This window comes from Pseudomaricurvus alcaniphilus, from assembly GCF_011440395.1.
GTDB lineage: Bacteria > Pseudomonadota > Gammaproteobacteria > Pseudomonadales > Cellvibrionaceae > Pseudomaricurvus > Pseudomaricurvus alcaniphilus.
Genome location: NZ_JAAOIX010000001.1, coordinates 1,203,732 through 1,228,574 on the forward strand (window position 1 = coordinate 1,203,732; position 24,843 = coordinate 1,228,574).

Below are 24,843 nucleotides of genomic sequence, written 5' to 3' on the forward strand. Positions count from 1 at the left end.
CCTGCTTGTTACGTTTTTCAGATATTGGCCGGCAGGCCGTGCTGTTTCAGCACTGGCCCCAGCATGAACAATGCAAGAGCCGCGACCAGTGCTCCCGCTCCCATAAAGATGGACACCACCAGCAGATCGAAGCCGGCGGCGAATAAAAACCCGGCGATCACCGGCCCCAGCGCGGCGCCGCCGCGGCCAATACCGATAACGATGCCGGTACCACTGGCGCGTAACTCGGACGGAAAGGCGCTGGCCATCAGGGCGTAGAAGCCCACCACGCTGGCGTTGGTAAAGAAGCCGGTCATGGCGGCCACCAGTGCCAGGCCAGTGAGGCTCTCCTGCCCCAGGCCGAACACCGAAACCATCGCAAACGCCAGGATCAGCACACCGATCAGCAGCTTGCGCAGCTTCAGGCGACTGGCAAACAAGCCCAACAATATCGCGCCTGTGGCACCGCCAACATTGGCCCACACCAGTACAGTGCCGGCGGAAGAGGCCTCAAAACCCATGTCCACCACGATCTTGGGAATCCACTTGAGAATGTAGTAAAAGGTCATAATAAGCATGAAATAGGCGACGATCAGAAGCAGGGTCAGGGCCAGGAAGCGCGCCGAAAACAGCGTGTGGAAGCTGGATTTTTTTACCACTGCCTCCCGCTCGGGCAGCACCTTCAGGGTGTCGTGACCCATTTTCTCCAGGGTGCGGTTGATACGCGCCAGCGCATTCGCGGGCTGCTTTTTCGCCAGGAACTCGATGGATTCCGGCAGACCAATCCACACGACAACCAGAAAGATCCCGGTGGCGATGGCGCCAAAGACGAAGATGGCACGCCAGTCGAATTGCTGCAGCAATACGGTGGAAATGGAACCCCCGACGATCGCGCCGACGGGGTAACCGGTAGCCATCAGGATCACCGCCAGGTTGCGGAAACGGGCGTTGGCGTACTCGGCCACCATGGCATTGGTGGCCGCCAGCATGCCGCCGATACCGAGACCGGTGGCAAAGCGCACCAGCAGCAATTGATTGACGCTGTTGACCAGCGACGCCAGGTACATACCCGCGGTCATCAGCACCAGGCACCAGAGAATGGTCGGTCGCCGGCCGATCTTGTCGGCCATACCACCCAGCAGAATAGATCCCACCGCCATGCCGAACAGCTCCATCGCCAATACCACACCGAGTGCCGCCCGGTTGATGGACCACTCATTGGCAATGCCGGGCGAGGCAAAGCTGATTGCCAGCACATCGAAACCGTCCAGGGCATTCAGCAGGATGCAGATCACCACCGCCATGATTTGGAAACCGTTCATGGCAGATTGATCGAGCAGTTGCTTGGGATCGGCGACAGTTGCAGTAGTCATAGGCTTATTCTTATCGTGTTTAATGGAGTCCTAACCAGCTCTGGCCTGTACCAGAGTGTTTATACTATGCAAAAAATACCAGCAGCAGAATTGCGAATAGTGACCAAATTCTATGCACAAACTACCACGACGCCCCTTATTGCAAACTGCCGTCAGGCCGCCGTTTCGGCCTGGACAAGGGCCGCCAGGCACGCTATTTCGCAAGGAACCCTTCGCAGCACGCGCGCAGCGGCGCGGCGATAGAGATCGACATCGGGTGCGGCATCAGCGCGCTGGCAGATCTTCGACCACAGGGCGAGGTACAGCACCTTGCCGGTCAAGCGCATAAAATCCCGGGCGCAGGCGGACGATGCGCCGCTGGCGTCAACACAGGCCCGGGCCCTGGACCAGCAGTCGAGCCCGGCCAGCACCGTCTCCGCCACGCCCTCTTGCGCCAGCCTCTCAACCAGGCGCACAAAATCATCGCCACCGCGGGCCAATTCACGCCGCAACAGCGTCAGCGCGTGAATACCGTTAGCGCCCTCGTAGATGGTGGTAATTCGCGCATCGCGATAGGTCTGCTCCACCAGGTATTCGCTGAGGTAACCGTAACCACCCAGTACATCCTGGGCCAATGACGCCGCACGGGTGCCCGCTTCCGTGCAGAAGAATTTCGCCACCGGAGTAAGAAAGCTGACCAGCGCCTCATCCCTGCCCTGTTCGAGCAGCAACATGACCTGGTACACCAGGGCGCGGCCGCCAATGGCCAGTGCCGCCATGTCGTCCAGCATCTGGCGCACGTCGGCGTGCTGGTCGATGGTCACCGCAGCGCCCGCCTGGTCTTTGCCCTGCTTGCGCTCGGCCGCATAGGCGGCGGCGATGTCGAACGCCCGCGCAGCGTGGGCAACACCCTGCAGGGCGACATCGATGCGCGCGTGGTTCATCATCGCAAACATGCATTTCAGGCCGGCACCCGGCTGCCCGATCAACTCCGCCCGAGCCCCGTCGAACTGCAACTGGCAGGTGGGCGAGGCGTGCAAGCCCATTTTCTCCTCGATGCGCAGCACCGACACACCATTGACACTGCCATCGGGCAGCGCCGATGGGCAGGCAAACAGGGACAACCCCCGCGTGCCGCCAGCGCCGGTGCGCGCCAGCACCAGGTGCAAGATACCCTCACTCAGATCCTGGTCACCGCCAGAAATAAAGATCTTCTCACCCTCAATCCGCCAGCCATCCTCGTCGGCGAGCGCCCTGCAGCGCACCTCCGAAAGATCAGAACCGGCACCCGCTTCGGTCAGGCACATGGTGGCCAGCAGTTCACCAGAGGCCAAGCGGGGAATATACTGCTGTTGCAGCGCCTCGGAGCCAAAATCCAGCAATACCCGCGCGGCCCCCGGCACCAGGGACACAATCATCTGCAGACTGTGATTGGCGCCACTGAATATCTCGCTGATGACCGCTTGCAGGGCCGCGCCCATACCCTGGCCGTCGAGCGCCGGTGGCAGGCTCAACCCCTGCCAGCCATCACCAGCGTAGCGCTGGAAAAGCTCGGGCAAGCCCGCCGGCATATGTACCCTGCCGTTCTCAAGCCGGCAGCCTTCCCGGTCACCGGGTTCGTTCAGCGGGGCGATCTCCTGCTCGGCGAAGCGGGCAAAGACATTGATCACCTCGGAGCACAATTCCTGATCCCATTCGGGGAGCTGGTCGATAGCAACGATTTCCCGCAGGCAGAACTCGATGTCTTCTACAGGTGCCTTGAATTCTTTCATAGCGATATGGCTCTATGAGTGGGGTCAGATGCCCGGGCCTGCGGTATTTATCAAAAGTCTGGCAGTTACTCCGGGATGTCAGTGAAAACGTATCGTTGAAATCCCGCCTGCTTTCGTCACGCTTTTGGGCTGTGGCTATGGCCCCGCATCACTGGCTAATACTTTGCCCCAGCAATGATTGCAGCTTCGGTGGTGCTGGTACTCGGTCAGGTTAAAAGCATAGGACACGTGCGCAGGTGCCGGAATTGCGCTTGGTGACGAAAAACCATGCAGAAGGTACCACGCAGCTAAGTTATGACTATTCAGCCGTGACTATTGGCCTGGGCGATTGATTTAGGCCCTGGTTTTCTCTGTCAGAGTTGAGACAGGCCGCTGACCCTGTATGCCTGGGCATTAGATTTTTCTATAATTTCCTAAAACCTGAAGGTCGTCCCATGACTCCCCTAGCCAACCTGCGCCACCTTATCGCCGCCCTGGAAGTCCACCGTCTGGGCAGCGTCAGCCACGCCGCCAGGCGCGTGCACCTGTCCCAGTCAGCGGTTACCCAGGGCCTGGCAAAACTGGAGCGGGAACTGGCGCTGACCCTGTTTACCCGCACCCCGTCCGGCCTTTTTGCCACCGAGGCCGGGCTCATTTTCCTGCGCCGTGCCGAACGTGCGGTCAATTGGTTGAAAGCGCTGGATGGCGTGCTGGGTGCACGGCAGCGGGATAAACCCAGGCACTTGCACCGCTTGCTCACCACCACCCAGTTGCGGGCCCTGATCACGGTGGTGGAGGAAGGCAGTTACACCCTCGCCGCCAACCGGCTGCAACTCACCCAGCCCACCGTACACCGGGCGGTGCGCGAACTGGAAAGTGTCTGCGAACAGACCTTTTTCCAGCGCTCCCCGGCGGGAGTCGAGCCCAGCTGGCAGGCCCGCCAGGTGGCCCGTTATGCCAACCTGTATTTTTCCGAGCTGTCCCAGGGATTGGATGAGGTGAGCGAACACGAGGGGCATATGAACGGCAACCTGCGGGTGGGCAGCCTGCCGCTGGCCAGGACCCGCATGGTGCCCCACGCAGTGACCCTGTTACTGCAGGAGTTTCCGGCGGCGCGCGTCAGTATTATCGACGGCCCCTACGAGGAGCAGTTGCACAGCCTGCTGCAGGGCCAGCTGGACGTTATTGTCGGCGCCCTCCGGCATCCACAACCGAGCCCGGATATCACCCAGCAACTGTTGTTCCGCGACCCTCTCAACGTGGTAGTACGGGCCGGACACCCGCTGGCCAATAAAACGGCGTTCACGGCGGCAGAGTTGCAACAGCTGGACTGGATTGCACCGCGACTCAATACCCCGGCCCGGGATGTGTTCGCGCGCCTGTTTGAAAACGCCGGGCTGAATCCGCCGGAGCACGTGATTGAGTGCAGCTCCCTGGTGGCCACCCGCGGCCTGCTGCTGGAGAGCGACCGCGCCGCCCTGCTGCCCGCCAGGCAGGTGGAGGTAGAAGTGGCCCAGGGCTTGCTGGTAGTCAATCCACAAATTCTCACCGGCACCAGTCGCGATATCGGCCTGGCGTTGCGCAAGCAATGGCTGCCAACCCGGGTGCAGACGCGCTTCCTGGAATTGCTGCGCAGTGAAAACTGACGCCAAGCGGTGTAATCACGTGTCAAACATCAGTTTCTTTGCTTTTTTAGTATGTGTTTTCTAGTTTTTTTTCCTACATTAGCCCCCACAAGAGAAACCTTGGCAATTCAGACAATTTTATTTAGGAGAAGCTACACATGGCTACTTACTCAAGCAAACTCTTCACTGGTGTTGAAGGAATGACAAAGACTTTTGAAGAAAACTTGAAAAAGGTTTCTGATAAGGCTTCTGCTCTGAACGAAGAATACACCACCCCGATCAAGACTTACTTTGAAGAGCTGCAGGGTGCCCTGCAGAGCGCTGTGGACGTCAACAAGAAGGCGCTGGAAAAAGGCTACAATGCCAACAAGGCATTTATCTCCAAAGTTCGTGCTTCTGGTGAAACCGCTGTTAACGACACCAAGGCAGAAATCAAGAAAACTGCTGCTGACGTTAAAGCCGCTGTAAAAAAATCCGTTGACGACGCCAAGGCCCAGGCCGAGAAGCAAGCAGACAGCGTCAAGGAAGCCGTAAAAACTGGCTCCAGCAAGCTGGAAGACAGCGCCAAAATCCTCAAGAGTGCTGCCGAAGAAGTATTCAGCACCCTGTCTGGCAAGAGCGCTGCCAAAAAAGCCCCAGCCAAGAAGGCTCCGGCCAAGAAAGCTGCTGCTGCCGTGAAAGAAGAAGCGACTGCTTAATCGAATTTAGCTCTGGTCAGCTAACATTGTTATTTTTTGGGGCTGGAAACAGCCCCTTTTTTTTGACCGTAATAAACGCAGACAAAATGCTGAATTATGCTGGCTGCCAAAAAGCTTGTTACTTGTTGGCAAGAAGCTGATGTTAACAAGAGCCTGATTGTTGGCAAGAAGCTCAGCACCAACTATTCTGCCAGTGCCCTATCCACAGCCTGTTACCCTGAGCCTGTTACCCTGAGCCAATACCAGTGCCCGGCAATTGATTAGCGCTTGCGCGGTTTCTCCGCCGGCTTGTTGCCCGGCTTCATTTGTAGCTTACCGGCTGCCTTCTTACTGACAGTTTTCCTGGCGGCAGTCGGCACATTGGCCACTGGTCCGGTGGCGCTCGGCTCACTCTCAAATTCCAGCGACAACTCGAAACTGTCTTGTCCTTTATTTTTGCCTTCCCGCTTATCCAGGCCCTTTACTTTGCTCTTATGAAGCTTGTCCTTAACTCCGTCTTTGGCCCCCGGTTCACCACCGAAAGTGCCAGCGTCGATACCATCTTCCAAATCACTTTCTATTCCATTTTCCATACCACCATCTAATCCAATAATGGCATCGAACAGTTCGTCCCAGTCGTCGTCGATGGAGTGGGTCATCTGCGGAATCAAATCCTCAAACGGGCTGCCCGTTGGCGCTTTCGCCGGAGGCTTAACAGCAGGTTCATGCTTGGCTTCAGGTTTGGCTTTCGACTTGGGTGCATCTGCGGTCAAGGGCGAGGGTACGACTTCACCGGTATCGATATCCAGCTCCAGTGGCCCCAGGGTCTGCAAGTCTGCATCGGTAATTTCAAAATCATCGTCCAATAGATCCGGCAGAGCCTCCCGCTCGGCAGCACTCTGCACTGCGGCCGTTGCTACGCTCTTGCCTGGCGCCGTTCCCGCTTTGCTCTTTGCCGCCCCGGTATTTGTCGTCCCGGAGGATGACGTCGCATTGTTGGTCGCCCTGGACGGCGTCGCTGCGGCGCTTGCTTTTGCAGCGCCGGCGGTCACGGTAATTGGGGCCACCGCAATCGGCAGCTCCCGGGTTTTATAGCGTGAACCCTGTTGCTCCCAGAGGCGCCGGATAATAAGTGCCAGCAGAATCAGGGCCAGTAACAGCAACCCCAAAGCCGCCCAGCCCTTATAGGCATCGCGATTAGCCAGCGGCGTTTGCGCCGGCTGTGTGGCACTGTTGATGTCAAGCAGTGACTGCCCGGGCGGCGGGGTCGCTGCTGCCGCGACCCCGCCACCAGCAGCAGGATTCGCAACCACAGTAGTCGCAGCCGGGCTGCCGGCGCCGCTACGCTGACGATTAAGCGCTTCCAGTTGTTGGGCCTGCAGCTCCACCAACTCTTTCAACATATTGATGTAATCGGAGTTTTCAATGGTATCGATCTGCCGGCGCAGGTCGGCATTGTCACGCTGCACCCGGTCGATGGATTCCCGGGTGCTGTCGAGATAGGCTTTGAGTGCCTCTGGGCTTTCCGCGTCCAGCTCGGCAAAACTCGGCGTCGAGCCCTCACTTTTTTCCGACAGCCGCAACATGCCCGCCGCCTGGTCGGTGTCGCGCTCCGGCGCCGGCACCGGACTCACAGCACTGGCCGGCTCCCGGGTAGGCAGATTATTCATCCAGGCACGATTACCACCCGCTGCGCCGGACTCGCTCTGGACAGCAGCGGCGGGCGCGCTGACGGCGCCAACGCTGCCGGATTCCCCGCCCAGTTGCAGCGGTAAATCACTGGCCTGCGGCAACTGCAAGCTGGCACCGGCTTTCAAGCGATTGATATCACCGCCAATAAACGCCTGGGAGTTGTGCTGGAACAGCCACTGGCTCACCCGAGCCGGGCTTTCCCCGCGCCCCTCGGACCAGCGCCGAGCGATAGCGGAGAGGCTGTCACCACTCTGCACGCGGTAACTGTCCGCCGTCAGTGCCGTCACAGCGGTGCGGCGACTCGCTACTGCCGCGGCGCCTGCGCTGCCAGCAGCAGTTTTGCTGACGTTGTTGCTAATGTTGCCGGGGCCGGTAGTTGCGCCAGCACCGCTGCCACTTGCCGCAGGGCGCGAGTCAACCGCTGTCGCGGCCAGGGCTGGCGGGTCGAGAAACAGAGTGTATTCACGAATCAGCGAACCCTTCGACCACTGCAGCTCCACCTGGAAATTAATAAAGGGCTCCAGCACCGGCCGGCGACTTGCCACCCGCACCACCACGCCGGCATCGGTGTTGTCCAGCTCCAGCACCAGGTCGTAATTTACCGAAAGGGCGTCGAAGCCGAATTGCTGCGCCCGGGTTATGTCGAGTTTTTGCACCAACAGGTCTTGCGCACGATATTCCCGGGCGGAGTCGACCACATTGATTTCGGCCTGCAGCGGCTGCCCCAGCAGCGAGCTGGAGGTGATTTCACCGAGACCAAGGGCCGCGGCGTTGAACGACAGCAAAACGCCACTCAGCAATGCAGCAACGGTGATAACGCAGGGTTTGTGCTTACCAAACAGCATGTATGTGTCTCTATGGCCTTTCCAACACTGGCACTGCTAAAAGGCAACTCGTGTTTATTCCATGGGCGCGGGTTTTCATTGACCCCAGCGGCACCGGTGCCTGTCCGCTACGTACGCGCTACGTACGGACCCTGAAACTCGCTGGTTTGACCGTCCCCGCAACACAGGGACGGCACAAAAGAGCAGTCTTGACGAAAAGTATAGCCGGCAATGGACTTAATGCCATGTTGGGCTATGCAACTCAATTCTGCTACCGGTTCAGGGCTTCGTAGGCTTTTTCCAGTTTTTTCAGCTGCTTCTTGCCCAGTTCACCGCAACACACGCCCAGGGCATGGCGCAGGCGGGCCCGGCTCATGTCCGGCCCCAGCAATACCATGGAGTCCATCACGGAAAAAGACGCGGTGGTACCGGCGATAGCGATAAACAGCGGCGCGAGAAAGTCCTTGAGCTTCAATTCGAGCTGGTCGGCCAGGGTCTTGAGGGTGCTGAAAATCTCGTCCCGATCCCAGTGGCGCAGGTTTTCCAGCCGCCAGAGGGAGAATTGCAGCACCTCCTTGAGCTTGTCTTCCTCCAACTTGACCTCGGCAAAGCTGGCCTGGGTCAGCGGCAGCTGGCCGGACACCAGGAACGCCATCAGCGGCGCGAAGTCACTGAGGGTATTCATCCGGGTCTGGGCGTGGGGCAATACCGCCAGCAGGTTTTCCCGATTGAAGGCCCAGCCCTGCAGCCGCTCCGCCAATTGCTCCAGCGACAGGTCCTCGCGAATCCAGAGGCTGTTGAGCCAGGACAACTTCTCGGTGTCGAATATGGGGCCGCCCAGAGATACCCGCTGCACATCGAAATTATCCATCATCTGCTGCAGGCTGAACTTTTCGCTCTCATCCGGCATGGACCAACCCATCCGCCCCAGGTAGTTGACCAGCGCTTCCGGCAGGTAGCCCATGCGCTGGTAATAGAGGATGGAGGTGGGGTTTTTGCGCTTGCTGAGCTTGGATTTGTCCGGGTTGCGCAGCAGCGGCAAGTGACACAGCTGGGGCATTTCCCAGCCAAAGTATTCGTACAGTAGTTTGTGTTTGGGGGCCGAGTTGATCCATTCCTCACCGCGCAACACGTGAGTGATGCCCATCAGGTGATCGTCCACCACATTGGCCAGATGGTAGGTGGGCATACCGTCGGATTTCAGCAGGATCTGGGCATCCACCTGGCCCCAGTCCAGCTCTATGCTGCCGCGCAGCAGGTCATCTATCGGGCAGGGTCCCTCGCCTTCGGGAACATTCATGCGCACCACCGCGGGCATCCCGGCCGCCTTGCGACGCGCCACTTCCTCTTCTGGCAGCCGCAATTCACTGGGCTTGAGGGCGGCAAAGCCACCGGCCTCGCGCCGGGCGGCGCGCAGTTCGTCCAGCTCTTCCGGCGTGCGGTAACAATAGAAAGCGTGGCCCTTGGCCACCAATTCCTCGGCGTAGCGGGCGTAGATATCGCGCCGCTCGCTCTGCCGATAGGGGCCGAACTCGCCGCCCTTGTCCGGGCCCTCGTCCCAATCCAGCCCCAGCCAGCGCAAGCTGTCCAGAATCGCCTGTTCCGACTCCGGTGTGGAGCGGGCCTGGTCGGTATCCTCGATGCGCAAGATAAACTGGCCGCCGTGCTGGCGGGCAAAACACAGGTTGAACAGGGCAATATAGGCGGTGCCTACGTGGGGGTCACCGGTGGGCGATGGGGCGATACGGGTGCGAACGGTCATGTATTTCAGGCTCTGGATAATGGATGGCAACAGGAATTCGACGCTGGCATTACTCTTACTCTGTTTACTCGGTTACGATAAAAGGCTCGCGGCAAAAGCAGGAAGACTTTGCCACGGACTGGCTGCCAGCAAAAGCCCGCGATTATACGCACTTCCGCCGCCCTCAACCAGCGACTAACCCGGCCAGGCGCCACAGAAAAGCCAGAAGAAGGCTGGAGAAAAAAGGCTGCGGCTCGCGGCGAAAACCATTATAATGGCGCCAAATTCAACATAAGTAGCAAACGGATTTGATCATGGCCTCGATCGCCACCGCCGCAGCAGCTCCCCCCCTCGCCGCCCCTGAGTGTGAAAGCCCGGCCGTGTCCATTATCGTGCCCACTTATCGGGAGGCGTTGAATATCCCCCTGTTAGCCCGCGGCATAGACGATGTCCTGGCACCCCGGGCAACCCCATACGAACTGATTATCGTCGATGACCACTCAGACGATGGCACCGGTGCTGCCTGTGAGCAGCTGCTTAGCGAGGGCAACCCGGTCCGGCTGATCAGTCGTCGCCACCAGAGAGGCTTATCTTCGGCGGTGCTGGAGGGCTGCAGCAAGGCCCGCGGCACTTACCTGGTGGTCATGGACGGCGATCTCTCCCACCCCTGCAGCGCCATCCCCGCCATGCTGGACCACTTGCAAAGCGGTGAGGCCGACTTTGTGGTTGGCTCCCGCTATGTGCCCGGCGGCTCCACCCACGCCAACTGGGGCTGGTCTCGAACCATTAACTCGCGCGTGCCCTCCTGGTTGTCGCGCCCACTCTCGCCCCTGCGGGACCCCATGTCGGGCTTCTTTGCCCTGCCGCGGGACTCGCTGCCGGAGCGGCAATTGCTGTCGCCGGTGGGCTATAAAATTGGTCTGGAGATTTTTGTCAAAGGTGACTTCGATAAACCCAAAGAAGTCCCCATCCACTTCGGCGAGCGCGTGCACGGCGAGAGCAAGCTCAGCGCGCGCGAGCAATTGCGCTTTCTGCAACACCTGCGGCGCCTCTACCACTTTCACTTTCCACTGCTGTCGGAGCTGGTGCAGTTCGGCCTGGTAGGGGCCAGCGGTTTTGTCATCGACCTGTTGTTTTATCTACTGCTGCAATGGCTGGTGGGCCTATCCCACACCACCGCCCGGGCGCTTTCCTTCCTGGTCGCGGCCTCCTGGAACTGGGGCTGGAATCGCACCATCACCTTTTCCCAACACCAGCAGCTGGCCAAGCTGGTGCAGTGGCCACGCTTCCTGCTCACCTCCAGTCTCGGCTTTGCCGTCAACTGGGGTAGTTACGTACTTCTAACCAGTGAGTTCGCTTTCTTTGACCAAAACCGGATATTGGCGCTGATGGCTGGAGTGGCGCTGGGCATGGGGGTGAATTTCATTACTGCGCGACTGTTTGTATTCAAGCCGTTTGCGGAAGACGTCAAGCGCGACAACGCCACTTTTAATGACTAATACCCGCCCCCGCGCTATAAACCCAAACCCAGCGATTGGTTGATCAGGTAAAAACCCTCGCTATCGGGGGCGCCGAGAAATTGCAGCCCCTGCGCCAATTGGGGATCGAGGTTTTGCCGCGCTCGCAACTTGCCCTTCAGTACCAGGTTTTTGCCCAGCTCGGAACTGGCGCTCAACTGCAGTTCCAGCGGCGCTGTTACGTCCATCACCTCGGCCTCCAGCACACCGCGACCATTAGTTTGAAAACGCGTGCCGTAGGTGCCCAATTCCAGCCAGCGCTCGAACAGCAACACGCGCCCCTGCTGCCAACTGGCACTGCCACTGGCGCGCTCAAGCGCTCCATTGTGCATCTCCGCCGCGGCGATATGCAGAGACAACAAACCATCGGCGGGCGGGGCTTGCCACAGCGTTGCCACAGCGGCGGGCACGGTAATATCAGTGTCGGCAATACGCACCGTACCGGCCGGATTCACGCACAACAGCCCTTGCACTTGCTGGCGATTAAGCTCCGCTTCCAATTCGAGGCAGAGTTCCAGGCTTAGCAAGCGCAACGGCCTGACCCGCCAACGGGTTGCCCCGAGGGAATAATTGACGCCATAGAGGGGAAGTACCACCTCGCCCGCCTGGCCGCGCCAAAAACTGCCCGTTACCGCGCTTATCGCACTGCCCGGCAGGTTGCTCTGTACCAGGTTGGCCAGCAATGTCGCCGGTGCTTTGGCAAGCACCCACAGCAGCCAAAAAGCCAGCCCCAACAACAGCAGCTGCCACCAGCGCGAGCGACGCACGGGTGCGGTTGAATCTGCCACGGGCTAGCCTCCTTTTCTCAACACAATATTGGCCACCACCCGGCCTTCCTCCTGGCTCGCCACCATCGACAAACTGATCACCTGCACCCCCAGCTCCACTTCCATGCTGTACAGCCACTGCAACAAGCGGGAGTATTCCACCTCCTGCAAACGCAAGCGCACCTCGCCATCGGCACCCGATTGCAGACCCTGCATGCTGAGCCCACTCTGGCGCAAGGCCTGGTCCACCTGCTGCGCCAGGCTGTTGCTGGCAGCCGGACGCACATTACTCGTCTGCCCCTGGATCACCTGGGCGGCCAGGTTTTTGACTCGGCCGTGGCTGGCTTGCAGGCCCGCCAGTTGCACCTGCTGGCTGTTGATATAGCCGTTTAGCGGCAGCACCAGCAGATGGTAGAGCAGGAACAGTGACAGCGCGGCCAGCAATAGCAGCAGCATGACCTGGTCGCGGCTATCGCGGCGCAAGAATGCCGCTTTCAGTTCTGCCAACATTCTCAAACTCCCGCTGTGCGCACGATTTGCAATTGCGCCAGGTGCTTCTGCTGGCGTGAACTGGAGCTGGTCAACTCCGCCCGGTAGCCCCGGGCGTTGAGCCGCGCGCGCAGGGCTTCGATATCCGCAAAGGATTCCGACTCGATGCTGAGTCGCAACTCATGCTTGTTGCTCTGGTAATTCAAAGAGGCGACCCGGACTTGTTGGTGCTCATTCAAAATCGGGCCGACAAACGCCATCATGGGCAGGAAGTAACTGCGCTCGCCCTGGTTACCACTGCCCCTGACTTTCTGGCGCAGCTGTTTTTCCGGGTCCACCATGGCGCCCCTGGGCACCGCCTGGCGGTAACTGGATTCAATCGCGCTGCGCACCTGTTGCTGTTGCGCCTGGAGATCGGCCACCTGCACCAGGCCAACCGCCAGGTAGAGCGCCACGGCGACACCGGCCAGCACCGATACCGCGCGCCACTGCTGCCACCAGCGGCCGAATGGCAGCATTTTGGCGAAGTCACCCCGGGCCAAATCCCGGGCTCTGCTGAGCAATGCCGTCGACAGGCGCAAGGGCTGTAACTCACTCTCTACCGGCAGCGAACGTAAAATGTTGGGTACGCAGCCGGTTAATGCCTGCAGCCCCCGGTCGTCCGGCGCCAACAGGTGCAGTGACTCGGGCAGCTCAATACCCTGGGATACCTGCGCGGCCACCATTTTCTCCAGCACTACCGGGGCCATGGAAAGATCCAGGGCAAACGCCTGAGAGCCGGCCGGGTGAACCAGCACATTGCCATCCAGCTGCAGCGTCCAGCAATTTCCCGCCGCCCCGTCGAGCAAATCGAAGTCCGCCCAGCAGTGGCTGATCTCAAAACCCAGCGCCTCGAGTTCGTCATAGCGAGCCCGCAGCCAGTCTCTGTCGACCCAGTAGGCCTCGACCCGGTAGCCGGCCTCGCCCCGCTCCGGTATGGAATAGGCAAAATGCAATTCATCCACCGACCCGGCCAATTCATCTTCCAGTTGAAACGGGGCCAGGCTGGCCAGGTGGCGCAGCTCGGCCCGACTGAGCGTAAGGCCGCCGCGACCGACTCTCTGGCCGGGCAGGATCAGCCCCACAGCATCGTACTCTGACTGGGCCGCCCGGGCTTGCAACTCGGCGGCGGTCTCGCACCACTGCCAGGCGGATGCCCTCTGCTCAGCGAGCAGGCAGCAGGCGTAGCCGATGGTGCCATCCTCTTGTTCCAGTACACGAATTACAAACACGGTTTTAACCCTCAATTCTCACTCTTGTGGACCCACTAGAGCCCGCTCCGCCCCACCACTTTGACGCCCGTTTCGCTGCGCTGCAGCAGGCTCACCAGGGTTCGCCGCTGGCGGGCGACGGCCGCTTCCACTTGCAGCTGAAAATAATGGCTGGTCACGGTCAGCCCCTCGGTGGCCAGGGTCGCCTCGCGGCCGAACACCGCCTCGGCCTCCGCCGTTTGGAAAAACTCTTCCGGGCTGGCAAAGCCCTGTTTATCCCCCTCCCCGGTCTGGCGCCGCGCCTGCCGCGCGGCATCCAGGCTTTCCGCCTCGGCCAACGACAGCGGCACTTGCTGCTCCTTGCTGCCCAGGGTCCTGAGCAACTGCAGCGGTGCGGTATTGAGGTTCAAGCTCACCGGTTCTGGCAGGGCCACCAGCATTGGCTCCAGTTGCTGGTAGAGCTCTGCACTGACGCCCTGCACCAGGCGCAATTCGGACACGCTGTAGAAATACTGATTGGCCGGGTGATAGGCCGGCTCCAGCTGCTGGTACTCATACAGCTCCGCCCCGCCCTGGCCGCTAACAGCAGAATCCCGGTCGATCCAGTCGACCACGGCCTCCAGTATAGCCACCGCTTCGGCCTCGCTCACCGGCAGCGCGTCAAAACTTTGTAGCAAGCGCACAAACTGCTGTTGAGCGGGGCTGAAAGCGGCGAAATCCGGTGTGTTCGACTGATTTTTGTAAACCAGTTTGGTCGCCAGCGAATTCAAATTAAGCCGTGCCTGGGCGTCGCGGATGGCCGGCGTCAAACCGTCACCCCGCTCATTCACCGGGAAATACACCCCCTCCCGGGCCCAGTTTTCCCCGAGGTGATCCACCTTGCTGTTGTTGTAGTCGTCCTGCAGCAGGTAGGCCGCCAGGCTCTCCGCCCCCTGCAGGTAGGCCTCGGCCTGGGCCCCGTGCCAGCGATTCTCGCCCCGCGCCAGGGTCAGCTGAAACCAGAAACCCATGCTGGTCGCCAGCCCGGCCACCACCGCCACGATCAACAGGGCCATAATCAACACCGCCCCCGACTGTCGCGCCCTGGCTGGCTCCCAGCCGGCCCGCAATTTATGCGCCGGCAGTTTATGGGCCGGCAATATGCGCTCTGGCAGTATGCGCTCTGGCAGTATGCGCTCTGGCAGTATGCGCTCTGGCAGTATGCCCTCTGGCAGTTCGCGCTCTGGCCGTTGTCGTGCTGCTGCGATCACTGCGCGGCACCCGCCAACAGGAACACCCGCTTGCTCTCGGGCAGGGTATCTGCCACCAGGGTCACTTCCACCGCCCGCGGCAGACTGGTGTTATTGACAGTGCCGTCGTTACTGCTGAGCGGCCACTGTTCCACCCAGTCACTGTCGTCCAGCCCCGCCGCCGAGAGCGGTAAAAAACGCAGCCTTAGTTGCTCCACTCCGGGCAGCAACAGGCGGCGCTGCATGGCGGGCAGTATGCCGTCGTAATAATCCCGTTGCGGCCAGCTGACCCGATACAAACTGCCGTCCTGTAACTGGTAGGCCACTCCCTGCAATTCACTGCGCACTTGCCCCAGGGGGTTGGACCAGCCGGAGCGGGTCAGGCGCAAAAACCAGGTATCACCAACAAAGGTGAAGCTATCCAGCTCAGCAGCGGCCACTGCCTCGAACGCCGGCAGGCTTTGTTGCTGCCCCTGCAGCGGCGCCCGGTTGATGCTGTGCTGCAGATCCTGGCGGATAAACTGCCAGGTTCGCTCCACCGCATTCATCTGCTCGGCGGCAAGCTTCATGGCGCGGGAGGCGTCCGACGCCACCGTCAGCGACTGGTAAGCCAGCACCGCCACCACCGCCGACAGTCCCAGCGCCACCAGCACTTCCACCAGGGTAAAGCCGCGGTCGCGGCGCAACCCTGGCCGCGGCCGCATGGCGATGGCTATTGCGCCATGGACACTACTCATCGGCACTACTCATCAACAAACGCCGTCAGCGACACCAGTGCCGCCTGCTCCCGGGTGCCAACGGTAATGTCATAGCGCAGCAGGCCGCTCACCTCGGTAGGCGTGCTCTCCACTTGCCACTGCCACTCACTGCCGGCCATGGCCTCGATGCCGGACGCCTTGCCCTTAAACACCTGTTGCGTCACCGCTTTTTGCAGGCGCAGTTGAGTCAGGCGATTTTCCACCACCCAGTGGGCCACCATTTTTTGGCGCAAAATCCCGGTCCCATCCACCTGTCCCATCACCAGCGACAACAGCGCCGGAATCGCCACCCCGATCACAAACAATGCCACCAGCACTTCCACCAGGGTAAAGCCGCCGGCCCGCCGCCGTGATCCCTTCGTCCCACGGTTGTGATACTGCGTTCTGTTAGCGCAAGTCACTGCTGTCTTCACCGTCCTGATAACTGACCAGCTGGCCGCTGCTATTGAGCAGTACCCGCCGCCCCACCTCGTCGGCGACACCGTGTTCACTGGAGTAAAAGCGCAGCACAAACGGGGTGATCTCGCCGCTGGGATAGATGGCGATTACCGGCTGTGGCTGCGGGCTGGCGGCATTCAACTGCACCAGGTCAACCGGCTCGTTTTCAACCCTCAGCTCCAGCATCATCCAGCCCGGTAACCGCTGCAGCGCCAGCACATCAGTCTGCATCTGCCACTGCCGATCGCGATAGCGCAGCCAGCCGTAGCGCCAGGGCTGCTGCAAATCGCCGGGCACAATATACAACCCCAGGGTTTCGCCACTGAAGATGGCGTCGTCCAGGGCAAAGCGCATTTTTTCGGCGAACCCGTCGCTCTCCTCGCGCACCACTGCGGCGGGTTCATCCAGGGTGATGGTGAGCGATACCATGCCCACTGCAAGCCCGATTACCACCAGCACCACCAGCAGTTCGATAAGGCTGAACCCCCGCAGCCGGCGTGATGGGCAGCGACCACCAGCGACTGTATTCAAACCAGCCTCGGTGACAGGCGCCATTGTTTACCCTGTTGCAGGAGTTGACCCGATAGCGGGTTTGCCAGCCTCACTGTTGCGGCGGTACATCCCAATTGCCGAGATCGGCGTTCTGGCCTTCACCGCCGCTGACACCATCGGCACCCAGGGTGTAGAGGTCGTACTCGCGGTTTTCCCCGGGGCTCAAATACAGATACGGCCGCCCCCAGGGATCGATGGGCAGACTCTCGAGATAGCCACTGCTGCGATATTGGCGCGGTACAGGATCGATAGTGGGTTTTTCCACCAGTGCCTGCAGCCCCTGCTCGCTGCTGGGGTAGACAAAGTTGTCCAGCCGATAGAGTTTCAGGGTGGTTTCAATGGCTTTGAAATCCGCCCGTACTTTCTGGATTCTGGCGTCGTCCGAGCGCTCCAGCACATTGGGAGCCACGATGCTGATCAGCAGCCCCATAATCACCAGTACCACCAGTATCTCTATCAAACTGAATCCGGATTGTTTCTTCATCGCAATAACCACTACTCTCGTTCGCTTTAGATCAATGTATTTAATTCAAAGATGGGCAGCAGGATGGCCAGCACAATCGCCGTCACTATGCCGCCCAACACTACCACCGTCATGGGCTCCATAATCCCCAGCGCGGTCGCCAGCATCAGCTCCAGTTCGCGCTGCTGGTTGCGCGCCGCAAACCCCAACTGCTCGGCCAGGGCGCCGTTGGCTTCGCCGATGGAAACCATCTGCACCAGCAGCGGCGGAAACAGCCCCGACTGGTCCAGCGCCTTGTTCAGGCTGCCCCCCTCCTGCACCGCCAGGGCCGCGTCACCGGCGGCATTTCTCATCACCAGGTTACTGAGCACCTGGCCGGCGATGCGCAGCGCGTCCAGCAGCGGCACACCGCTGGACACCAACAACCCCAGGGTCGCCGCAAAGCGCGCCGAATTGGACTCGATAATGATGCCGCGCAGGATCGGGATGCGCAGTAAACACCGGTGCCAGTGCAAGCGCAAGCGCGGCACCTGCAGCATACGGCGCAGGCCCACGATCAAGGCGATCACGGCAACCAGCAGCCACAGGCCATAGTCCACGGCGAAGTGACTGAGGCCGATCAACGCCTCGGTGAGCGCCGGCAGCTCGCGCTGGCTGTGGGCAAAAATGCCGGTAATCTTCGGCACCACAAAAGTCATCAGCAAACCGATTACCAGCACACTTACCGAGAGCAGCACCAGTGGATAGATCATCGCCATGCGCAAACGCTGCTGGGCGTAGTGGCTGGCCTCGGTGTGGTCGGCCAGCTGTTCCATGACCGGCCCCAGGTAGCCGGCGGTTTCCCCGGCGCGCACCAGGGCGCGGTACATTTCATCGAACGAGCCGGGGCTTTCCGCCAGGGCCCGGGCCAGGGTGTTGCCCTCGACGATACGGGCGCGCACCTGCAGCAGGATTTCCTTGACGTGGCTCTTGCGCTGCTGGCGGGCGGTCGCTTTCAGGCACTCGTCCAGTGGCAGGCCCGAGGTAATGAGGGATGCCAGCTGGCGGGTAATCAGGGTGCGGTCGCGGTGGTTGATCTTGCGCAGCAAACCAAGGCGCCAGCTGCTGCCGCCGCTGGCCTCGGGCTGCTGGCGGGAGGCGGCGGCTTTTACCTCGATGACTTTTAACTGGCTGGCACGCAGCTGGCCGCGCACCTGGCGCTCGGAGTCGCCTTCGACCACCCCCTTGACCACTCGCCCGCGCTCATTTAACGCTCGATAACTGTATGCTCCCACGCCCTGACTCCTAACGCGCCACCTGGGTGACGCGCAACACTTCTTCGAGGCTGGTGGCACCACTCAGGACCTGGCGCCGGCCGTCCGCCACCAGTGCTTCACTGTGTTTGCGGGCGTGCTCCAGCAGTACCTGTTCACCGCTGCGATCGTGGATTAACTGGCGCAGGGCTTCGTCCACCACGATCAGTTCGTAGATGCCCATGCGCCCCCGGTAACCGCTGTGGCCGCACTTGGCACAGCCCACCGGGGAGCCGATTTCACAGCCCTCGGGCAGGTCCAGCAGCTGCCGCTGCGAGGCGCTGGCCGGGTGCATTTTCTTGCATTCCGGGCACAGGCGCCGCACCAGCCGCTGGGCCAGGATCGCCTCCAGGCTGGAGGACAGCAGGAACGGCTGCACCCCCATATCCAGCAGGCGGGTGATGGCACCGATGGCGGTGTTGGTGTGCAGAGTGGACAACACCAGGTGCCCGGTGAGACTGGCCTGCACCGCAATGGCGGCGGTTTCGCTGTCGCGGATTTCCCCCACCATGACAATGTCCGGATCCTGGCGCAATATGGCCCGCAGCCCCCGGGCAAAGGTCATCTCCACTTTCTGGTTGACCTGGGTCTGGCCCACTCCCGGCAACAGGTATTCGATGGGGTCTTCAATGGTGAGGATATTGCGCTTGCGATCGTTAATGTGGCTGAGGCCGGCGTAGAGGGTCGTGGTCTTGCCCGAGCCAGTGGGGCCGGTGACCAGGATAATGCCATGGGGCTTTTTCAGGGCCGCGGCGAAGTCGCGCTGCAATGCCGCCGGCATGCCCAGCTGGTCGATCAGCAGCTGTCCGGCCTGCTTGTCCAGCAACCGCAATACCACCCGCTCGCCGTAAGCCGAGGGAATGGTGGACATGCGCACATCCACCGCGTGCCCGGCCAGCCGCACCGTGATGCGGCCGTCCTGGGGCAGGCGCTTTTCGGCAATATCCAGCCGTGCCATCACCTTAAGGCGCGACACCAGCACCGCCGCCAGGCCGGGCTTGGGGGCCAGCACTTCACTGAGCACCCCATCCACCCGAAAACGCACTGCGACCCGATCTTCAAACGGCTCGATATGCACGTCGGACGCCTGGTCTTGCACAGCGCGGGACAGGATGGCGTTGATCAGGCGGATAACCGGGGCAAAGCTGCTGTCGGACAGGATATCCCCCTCCTCCGGCATTTCTTCCACCAACTGGGACAGATCGATTTCCGCATCCAGGTCATCCACGGCGCGGCGCGCGGCATCGTCGCCCACATGATAGTGGCGGGTAAGGCGCTGCTTGAAGTCCTCCTCGCCCACCTCCTGCAACTTGAAACTGTGGGCAAAACAGCGGCGCAACTCCAGTATCACCGGCAGCGTCAATTTCGCAGTGTGATAGAGAACCCCGTCTTTGAGCAGCACTTCGTGACTGGCGGCGTACTTGTAGGGCAAGCCCACCTCGTCGGCTTCGGCCAGCAGCTCCGGCTGGCCCTGCAGCGCTTCGTCGGCGACTTCTTCCAGTTGCAACTCGGGCGCAGGGCTTTCCACCATCCCGGTCATTCTCCCTGCTCGCTTTCGACCGCCACTTCCTCCGCGGCGGCTTCCGTCGCCGCCGCCGGGGCCCCGGACTTGCTGTCGGGCCGAGGGTCCTGCCACTCTGGCAAGATGGGCAACTCCTTGCCATTGATCATAATACTGCCACGGTTGCGGCTTTGGGCCTGCTGCTCGCGAATATAGCGATACTTTTCCGCGGTGGCGCCAGACAGCGCCTCGCGATTGCGGATTACCCGGGCGCGAATAAACACCATCAGGTTCTGCTTGACCACGGTGTTGTCTTCCGAGCGAAACAGGCGACCCAGCACCGGCACACTGCCCAGCAGGGGCACCCGGGTTTCATTGATCTGCACATCGTCTTTGATCAAGCCGCCCAGTACCACCACCTCGCCATCTTCCGCCATAATCTGGGTGGTTATTTTCCGTTCGCTGGTAATGATGTCCGCGGCGTCCACAGTAGAGTTATTGAGAATACTGGACACTTCCTGCTCGATATCCAGCACAATGCTGTCGCCCTCGTTAACATGGGGTGTGACCTTCAGGATAATGCCGACGTTCTCCCGCTGAATGGTCTGAAAGGGATTGGTCAAACCAGAGTTGTCGCTGGTTGAGGTGTAGCTACCTGTCACAAAGGGCACGTTGTCGCCTACTGATATGGTAGCTTCATTATTGTCGGTGGTGAGTATGCTGGGGGTGGAGAGAATATTAACCCCTGAAGCATCTTGCAGAGCACGCAACAACACCATGAAGTCGGTAGCGCCCGTGTCGGCAATGCCAAACGTCTGCCCGGCAACATCCGCCAGGGCAGTAAACAATTTTGACCGATCACCGTCGTTGAGAAGTACGTCAGCCGCTCCGGTTAACAGCCCTTGGCGACCGCTCACCGTAGACGCACCAAAGCCCTTGTTATTGTCCTGGAACAACCACTGAATACCCAACTCCTCTGAACCGGTATCATTGACCTCCACCACGATAGCCTCGACCAGTACCTGGGCGCGGCGTATATCGAGCCGTTTGATCACCGATAACAGGGACTGCAGCACCTCCACGTCGGCGGTAATCAACAGCGAGTTGGTATCCTCATCCGCTTCAACCGTAGCCTTTTGCGCCGCCCCTTTCTCCACATTCGCCAGTTTGGACATGCCCTGCAACACCCCCGACAGGGCCTCGGCAATCCGCTCGGCGCGGGCGTACTCCAGATACACCACTCGCACATTGCCCCCCTGCGGTTGGGGAAAATCAAGGCGCTGGACCAGGTCTTTTATCCGGCGGCGCTGCATATCATCGCCGCTGACCAGGATGCCATTGGAGCGGGTATCGGCGACAATCTTGACCTTCGACCCGGCCGCCTCCTTGCTGCTGGCGGCATCGAGCTTTTCCAGGATTTTGACGATCTCATCCACCTGGGCGTACTCCAGCGGGATCAACTCGGTGTGCGCCAGTGAGGATTTGTCCAGGTGCTGCAGAATGGCTTCAATGCGGCGAATGTTCTGGGGAGTATCGGTGATCACCAGCGCATTGCTGGGATCATAGGCGGCGATATGGGCGTGCTGGGGCGCCAGCGGCCGAATCACCGCCAGCACCTTGACCGCCTCGATATTCTTTAACTGAATCACCCGGGTGATTTGCGCTTCGCCCTCGGCGGCGCCGCTTTCCATAACCCGGGTGGCGCTGGTGCGGGCGTTCTTGACGGGGATTACCTGGGTGATGCCGCCCACCTCAACCGCGGTAAAACCGTGAATTTCCAGCAGCGACAGAAACAGTTCGTACAGTTGGGCCTGGTTCATGGGCCGGGCGGAGATCACCTGCACCCGGCCCTTGACCCGCGGGTCGACAACCAGGGTGCGGCCGGTGACCTCCGCCACAAACTTGATTACCTCCTGGATGTCCGAGTCTTTAAAATTGACCGTCCAGGTTTGCTCCGGCGCTGCCTGCAGCGGCACACCAACCCCGAGCGCAAGGGACAATACGGCGCCCAGCGCCACCTGCCTGACTAGATACAACACAAATTATTCCTATTCTATATTTACGCTCAGGTCCAGGGTTTCATCCCCTCGCACTATAGCCAAATCCGCCGAGGTGGCCGACTCCAGTTCCTTCATAACCGACGCCAGCCGACTCACATCACTTAACTCGATGCCATTGATGGCGGTGACGATATCGCCATTTTTCAGGCCCAGCTCGGTAAATAACCTGGCGTCCTGGCCCGGTGCAATGCGGTAACCCAACATGCGCCCACCCTGCATCTGCACGCGAAAATTGATCAGCTCACTCAGCGCCTTGAGGCCGCGCTGGTCAATATCCCGCCTGATGCTCTCCACCTCCTCCAGGGGAAGTGCCCGCTCCAACTGGCCGGCATCGGCATCCGGCAAAAACTCGTTGCTGACTATCTCGGTGGCTGCAGACCACTCATCTTCGTACAAGCGGAGAGACTCGTAGCGACCGTTATTCTCCAGAATCACCCGGTCCGCCAACACCTTGGCCAACTTGACCCGGCCCTGCACCTCCAGGAATTCACCCACCTGATAGAACTTCTGTTTCTGATTACTGGCAATGATCGCCCCGCCGCTGTTGTCACTGTCGCCTTGCATCAAGCCTTGCAAGGTCAGCTTGAGCCGGGTCTCCACCGCCCGCGACTCAATATCGTCCACCACCGGCTCCGGTGCCTGCACCAGTTGCCGGGCTACACCAAAAATACGGATACTCTTCAGTTGCTCGATATCGATCGGGGCGCGAACCTCACCGCGGTACTGGGTCAGGCCCAGGTTAGCCGCCACCAATTGCGGTGCGCCCTCTGTGGTGGGCGCAAAGGCGATCCAGAACACAGTGGCCAACGAGCGCGCTATAAATAGAAGCAAGAGCACAATCAGCAGTGTTTTCAGGGCCCCGCTGGCCACCAGCCTCGCTGCCAGCGCCCGAAAGACGGAAAGTGTCTGAAAATACCGCTCTAACTGCATAGTGTTTTGCAATGGTGTCTTGTAATAGTGGCTTGAATAAGAGGCGTGAATACGTGGCCTGAGCTACCAGCCTTAGCAGCTGCCTGAGACAACGGTATAAGACGGTGGTTTTTAACAGCGGCTAAATTGGCGGGATTCCTGGTCAAATGCACCGCGCTGTCACTCCGGCCCGGCTATTGCCGTAATTCACCCCAATCGGTATTAGGATAGCCTAACTTGCTGAATTTTACCGAGTATTGCTGAAAGGGCAAGCCGGTCCAGCCGCCAACTTGGGCAAATGTGGGCGAGTGGGCGGAAATCGGGCTGAACCGGGGTAGCTCGCCGAACAACCTGTCGGTGCTCAGGGCGTTTGCGGGGCCAGCTTGAGCAACGCGCTGCCTTCCGCCGATTGCCATAGGATTTCGCCGCAGGGCATCACTCGCTCAAGTGCAGCTTTGGAAAAGGTGAGTAAAAAAGCCGTCGGGTATTTCAGGGGACCGGAACACTGCCCTGAGAACACCCTCTCCTGGAACTCCAGCCGCTGATGCCATTCCAGCACATCTTCCGGGTAGGTGGGGAGAAATTTCCAGGCTACCAAAGTCGGCCGCGCCAGGCGCCTGTGCAAGCTATAAGACTCGGTGTGGGCGTATTCCGGCTCGATCAGCACAACCTCACCCGGGGGTACATACTGGTCTACCGCATCGATGATGGCCAGGCTGTTGGCACTGACCTCTTCACTGCGAATAATTTTTATCTTTTCCAGCAGCTCGACACCGAGGTAATTGAGGATTATGACAAACAGCGTAACCTTCAATAGCGGCAGGCTGTTGCCGTCGCTTCGATAAAAAAACATGGCAAGCGCTGCAATAATCGCCAGCAACAGAATCAGCGAAGACGGCCGAAACAGGTAAAACTTGGCAAAGGTGTGGTCATGCCGGTCAAAAAACGCGACAACCAGCGCCAAAAACAAATAAGCCAGGAGAATTAAAACGCTATCGTGCAGCGCTTTATCCTGTGCCCAGTCCCGTGTGAGCAACATAAAAAGCCCGACGGACGCAGTAAAAATGATCCCCGGCAACCACTTGCTAAAAGCATAGAGCGACGCAAATGGCACCACATGATGGCTCACCCGCTCCGCGTAAATATCAGCAATATCGCTAAAACGAACACTGGCGGAGCCGCCGTACTGCTCAATAAACAACAGCACCAGCAACGGCAGGATAAGTGCCGAATAACCCAGCAATAGTCGCAAGTCCAGCTGCCAACGACCGACATACCTGTTGGCCAGTAAAATGAGTACCACACAACCGAATCCGCCAACCAGAAAATGCATGTAGGTGGCGATGGCAGCAAACACCACCGCCGGCACCCAGCGCTGGCGCAGACCGAAACCAAGCGCGGCGAAAACCGCGGCATAGGCAAAGGTCTTGGACTCAACGGTGTCAAAAATCCACTCACCGGCAAAGAACTCCTGGCCGGCCAAATCAAACAGCACTATGACCGCAATGACCTTGAACACGGAGAATTTAAGTGCGCTAAAAAAGACGGTCAAACCCAGAGCCAGGGCGATAATATTGATCACCCGGGCGATCTGGTGAGCGACCTCATAGCCAGTCAGCTGAATAATCAGGCCGAGAATGGTTTCAAATACCAGCCTGGCTTTAGACGTATCAAATGCAGCATCGTAGGGCCCAAACCCCTCCGGGGCGACTCGTCGCAAAGCCAACTGGAAGTATTGTTCTTCGTTGCCGTTCCAGACGATTGGCAAACATAAAAAAGATACCAGGATAAGGAGACAAGGAAAGAGGTAGCGCCAGTCGATTAGGGCGTCCAGTTTATCGATACAACCTGAAAATACAGCGACCAGTTGTGCACTTATCGAATTATTTGATTTCATAAACGAACCAGGTTTACGTCAGTAATAAGCCCCTCCAAACTGCCCTGTGCTGGCTCTGACATAGTCTGCGAAGGACTAGT

Annotated in this window: 20 protein-coding genes; 3 read left to right on the forward strand and 17 right to left on the reverse strand. The window is 59.8% G+C overall.

Annotated features, from left to right (window positions below):
• Positions 1–17 precede the first annotated feature (17 nt).
• Both G8764_RS05115 and G8764_RS05120 read right to left on the reverse strand, forming a co-directional pair.
• Positions 18–1,352, reverse strand: a complete 1,335-nt coding sequence (locus G8764_RS05115; RefSeq protein WP_207951666.1) for an MFS transporter — start codon at positions 1,350–1,352, stop codon at positions 18–20.
• Positions 1,353–1,504: 152 nt separating this feature from the next.
• The gene (locus G8764_RS05120) at positions 1,505–3,103 is read right to left on the reverse strand and encodes an acyl-CoA dehydrogenase family protein (RefSeq protein WP_166162477.1); all 1,599 of its coding nucleotides are present in this window, start codon (positions 3,101–3,103) and stop codon (positions 1,505–1,507) included.
• A 434-nt stretch (positions 3,104–3,537) separates the two neighbouring features.
• Here G8764_RS05120 and G8764_RS05125 point away from each other — a divergent pair, with 434 nt between their 5' ends.
• On the forward strand, positions 3,538–4,728 hold the full coding sequence (locus G8764_RS05125) for a LysR family transcriptional regulator (RefSeq protein ID WP_166162479.1): 1,191 nt from the start codon (positions 3,538–3,540) through the stop codon (positions 4,726–4,728).
• A gap of 137 nt (positions 4,729–4,865) precedes the next feature.
• A complete protein-coding gene (locus G8764_RS05130) occupies positions 4,866–5,405 on the forward strand; it encodes a hypothetical protein (protein ID WP_166162481.1) in 540 nt (179 codons plus the stop codon).
• Between the two features lie 260 nt (positions 5,406–5,665).
• On the opposite strand, the gene G8764_RS05135 is transcribed toward G8764_RS05130, so the two are convergent.
• Both G8764_RS05135 and gltX read right to left on the reverse strand, forming a co-directional pair.
• Positions 5,666–7,921: a type IV pilus assembly protein FimV gene (locus G8764_RS05135; RefSeq protein WP_166162483.1), complete on the reverse strand. Its 2,256-nt coding sequence runs from the start codon at positions 7,919–7,921 to the stop codon at positions 5,666–5,668.
• 250 nt (positions 7,922–8,171) lie between these two features.
• Complete coding sequence (gltX, locus tag G8764_RS05140; protein WP_166162485.1) at positions 8,172–9,662, reverse strand: glutamate--tRNA ligase; 1,491 nt, start codon at positions 9,660–9,662, stop codon at positions 8,172–8,174.
• Between the two features lie 293 nt (positions 9,663–9,955).
• Between gltX and G8764_RS05145 the strand changes: the two genes are divergently transcribed.
• Positions 9,956–11,140, forward strand: a complete 1,185-nt coding sequence (locus G8764_RS05145; protein ID WP_166162487.1) for a glycosyltransferase — start codon at positions 9,956–9,958, stop codon at positions 11,138–11,140.
• A gap of 14 nt (positions 11,141–11,154) precedes the next feature.
• Here the strand turns inward: G8764_RS05145 and gspN are convergent, their stop codons facing one another.
• From gspN to G8764_RS05210, 13 genes are all read right to left on the reverse strand, one after another.
• Positions 11,155–11,946 (reverse strand): type II secretion system protein N, encoded by a 792-nt coding sequence (gene gspN, locus G8764_RS05150; protein WP_166162489.1) that lies wholly within the window; start codon positions 11,944–11,946, stop codon positions 11,155–11,157.
• A 3-nt stretch (positions 11,947–11,949) separates the two neighbouring features.
• The gene (gene gspM, locus G8764_RS05155; RefSeq protein WP_166162491.1) at positions 11,950–12,435 is read right to left on the reverse strand and encodes a type II secretion system protein GspM; all 486 of its coding nucleotides are present in this window, start codon (positions 12,433–12,435) and stop codon (positions 11,950–11,952) included.
• 2 nt (positions 12,436–12,437) lie between these two features.
• Positions 12,438–13,685, reverse strand: a complete 1,248-nt coding sequence (gene gspL / locus G8764_RS05160; protein ID WP_166162493.1) for a type II secretion system protein GspL — start codon at positions 13,683–13,685, stop codon at positions 12,438–12,440.
• Positions 13,686–13,720: 35 nt separating this feature from the next.
• The gene (gspK, locus tag G8764_RS05165; RefSeq protein ID WP_166162495.1) at positions 13,721–14,914 is read right to left on the reverse strand and encodes a type II secretion system minor pseudopilin GspK; all 1,194 of its coding nucleotides are present in this window, start codon (positions 14,912–14,914) and stop codon (positions 13,721–13,723) included.
• Positions 14,911–15,630 (reverse strand): type II secretion system minor pseudopilin GspJ, encoded by a 720-nt coding sequence (gspJ, locus tag G8764_RS05170; protein ID WP_166162497.1) that lies wholly within the window; start codon positions 15,628–15,630, stop codon positions 14,911–14,913. The genes gspK and gspJ overlap by 4 nt, the downstream gene beginning before the upstream one ends.
• A 5-nt stretch (positions 15,631–15,635) precedes the next feature.
• Positions 15,636–16,052, reverse strand: a complete 417-nt coding sequence (gspI, locus tag G8764_RS05175; RefSeq protein ID WP_166162499.1) for a type II secretion system minor pseudopilin GspI — start codon at positions 16,050–16,052, stop codon at positions 15,636–15,638.
• Positions 16,039–16,620 (reverse strand): type II secretion system minor pseudopilin GspH, encoded by a 582-nt coding sequence (gene gspH, locus G8764_RS05180; protein ID WP_166162501.1) that lies wholly within the window; start codon positions 16,618–16,620, stop codon positions 16,039–16,041. The genes gspI and gspH overlap by 14 nt, the downstream gene beginning before the upstream one ends.
• A gap of 70 nt (positions 16,621–16,690) precedes the next feature.
• Positions 16,691–17,125, reverse strand: coding sequence for a type II secretion system major pseudopilin GspG (gspG, locus tag G8764_RS05185; protein ID WP_166162503.1), 435 nt, complete (start codon positions 17,123–17,125; stop codon positions 16,691–16,693).
• A gap of 26 nt (positions 17,126–17,151) precedes the next feature.
• Entirely contained in the window at positions 17,152–18,378 is a 1,227-nt protein-coding gene (gene gspF, locus G8764_RS05190; RefSeq protein ID WP_166162505.1) for a type II secretion system inner membrane protein GspF, read from the reverse strand.
• Positions 18,379–18,388: 10 nt separating this feature from the next.
• Positions 18,389–19,936, reverse strand: coding sequence for a type II secretion system ATPase GspE (gene gspE / locus G8764_RS05195; protein ID WP_166162507.1), 1,548 nt, complete (start codon positions 19,934–19,936; stop codon positions 18,389–18,391).
• The gene (gene gspD, locus G8764_RS05200; protein ID WP_166162509.1) at positions 19,933–21,936 is read right to left on the reverse strand and encodes a type II secretion system secretin GspD; all 2,004 of its coding nucleotides are present in this window, start codon (positions 21,934–21,936) and stop codon (positions 19,933–19,935) included. The genes gspE and gspD overlap by 4 nt, the downstream gene beginning before the upstream one ends.
• Positions 21,937–21,945: 9 nt before the next feature.
• Entirely contained in the window at positions 21,946–22,887 is a 942-nt protein-coding gene (gspC, locus tag G8764_RS05205) for a type II secretion system protein GspC (protein WP_166162511.1), read from the reverse strand.
• 340 nt (positions 22,888–23,227) lie between these two features.
• Positions 23,228–24,763 (reverse strand): hypothetical protein, encoded by a 1,536-nt coding sequence (locus tag G8764_RS05210; RefSeq protein WP_166162513.1) that lies wholly within the window; start codon positions 24,761–24,763, stop codon positions 23,228–23,230.
• Positions 24,764–24,843 lie beyond the last annotated feature (80 nt).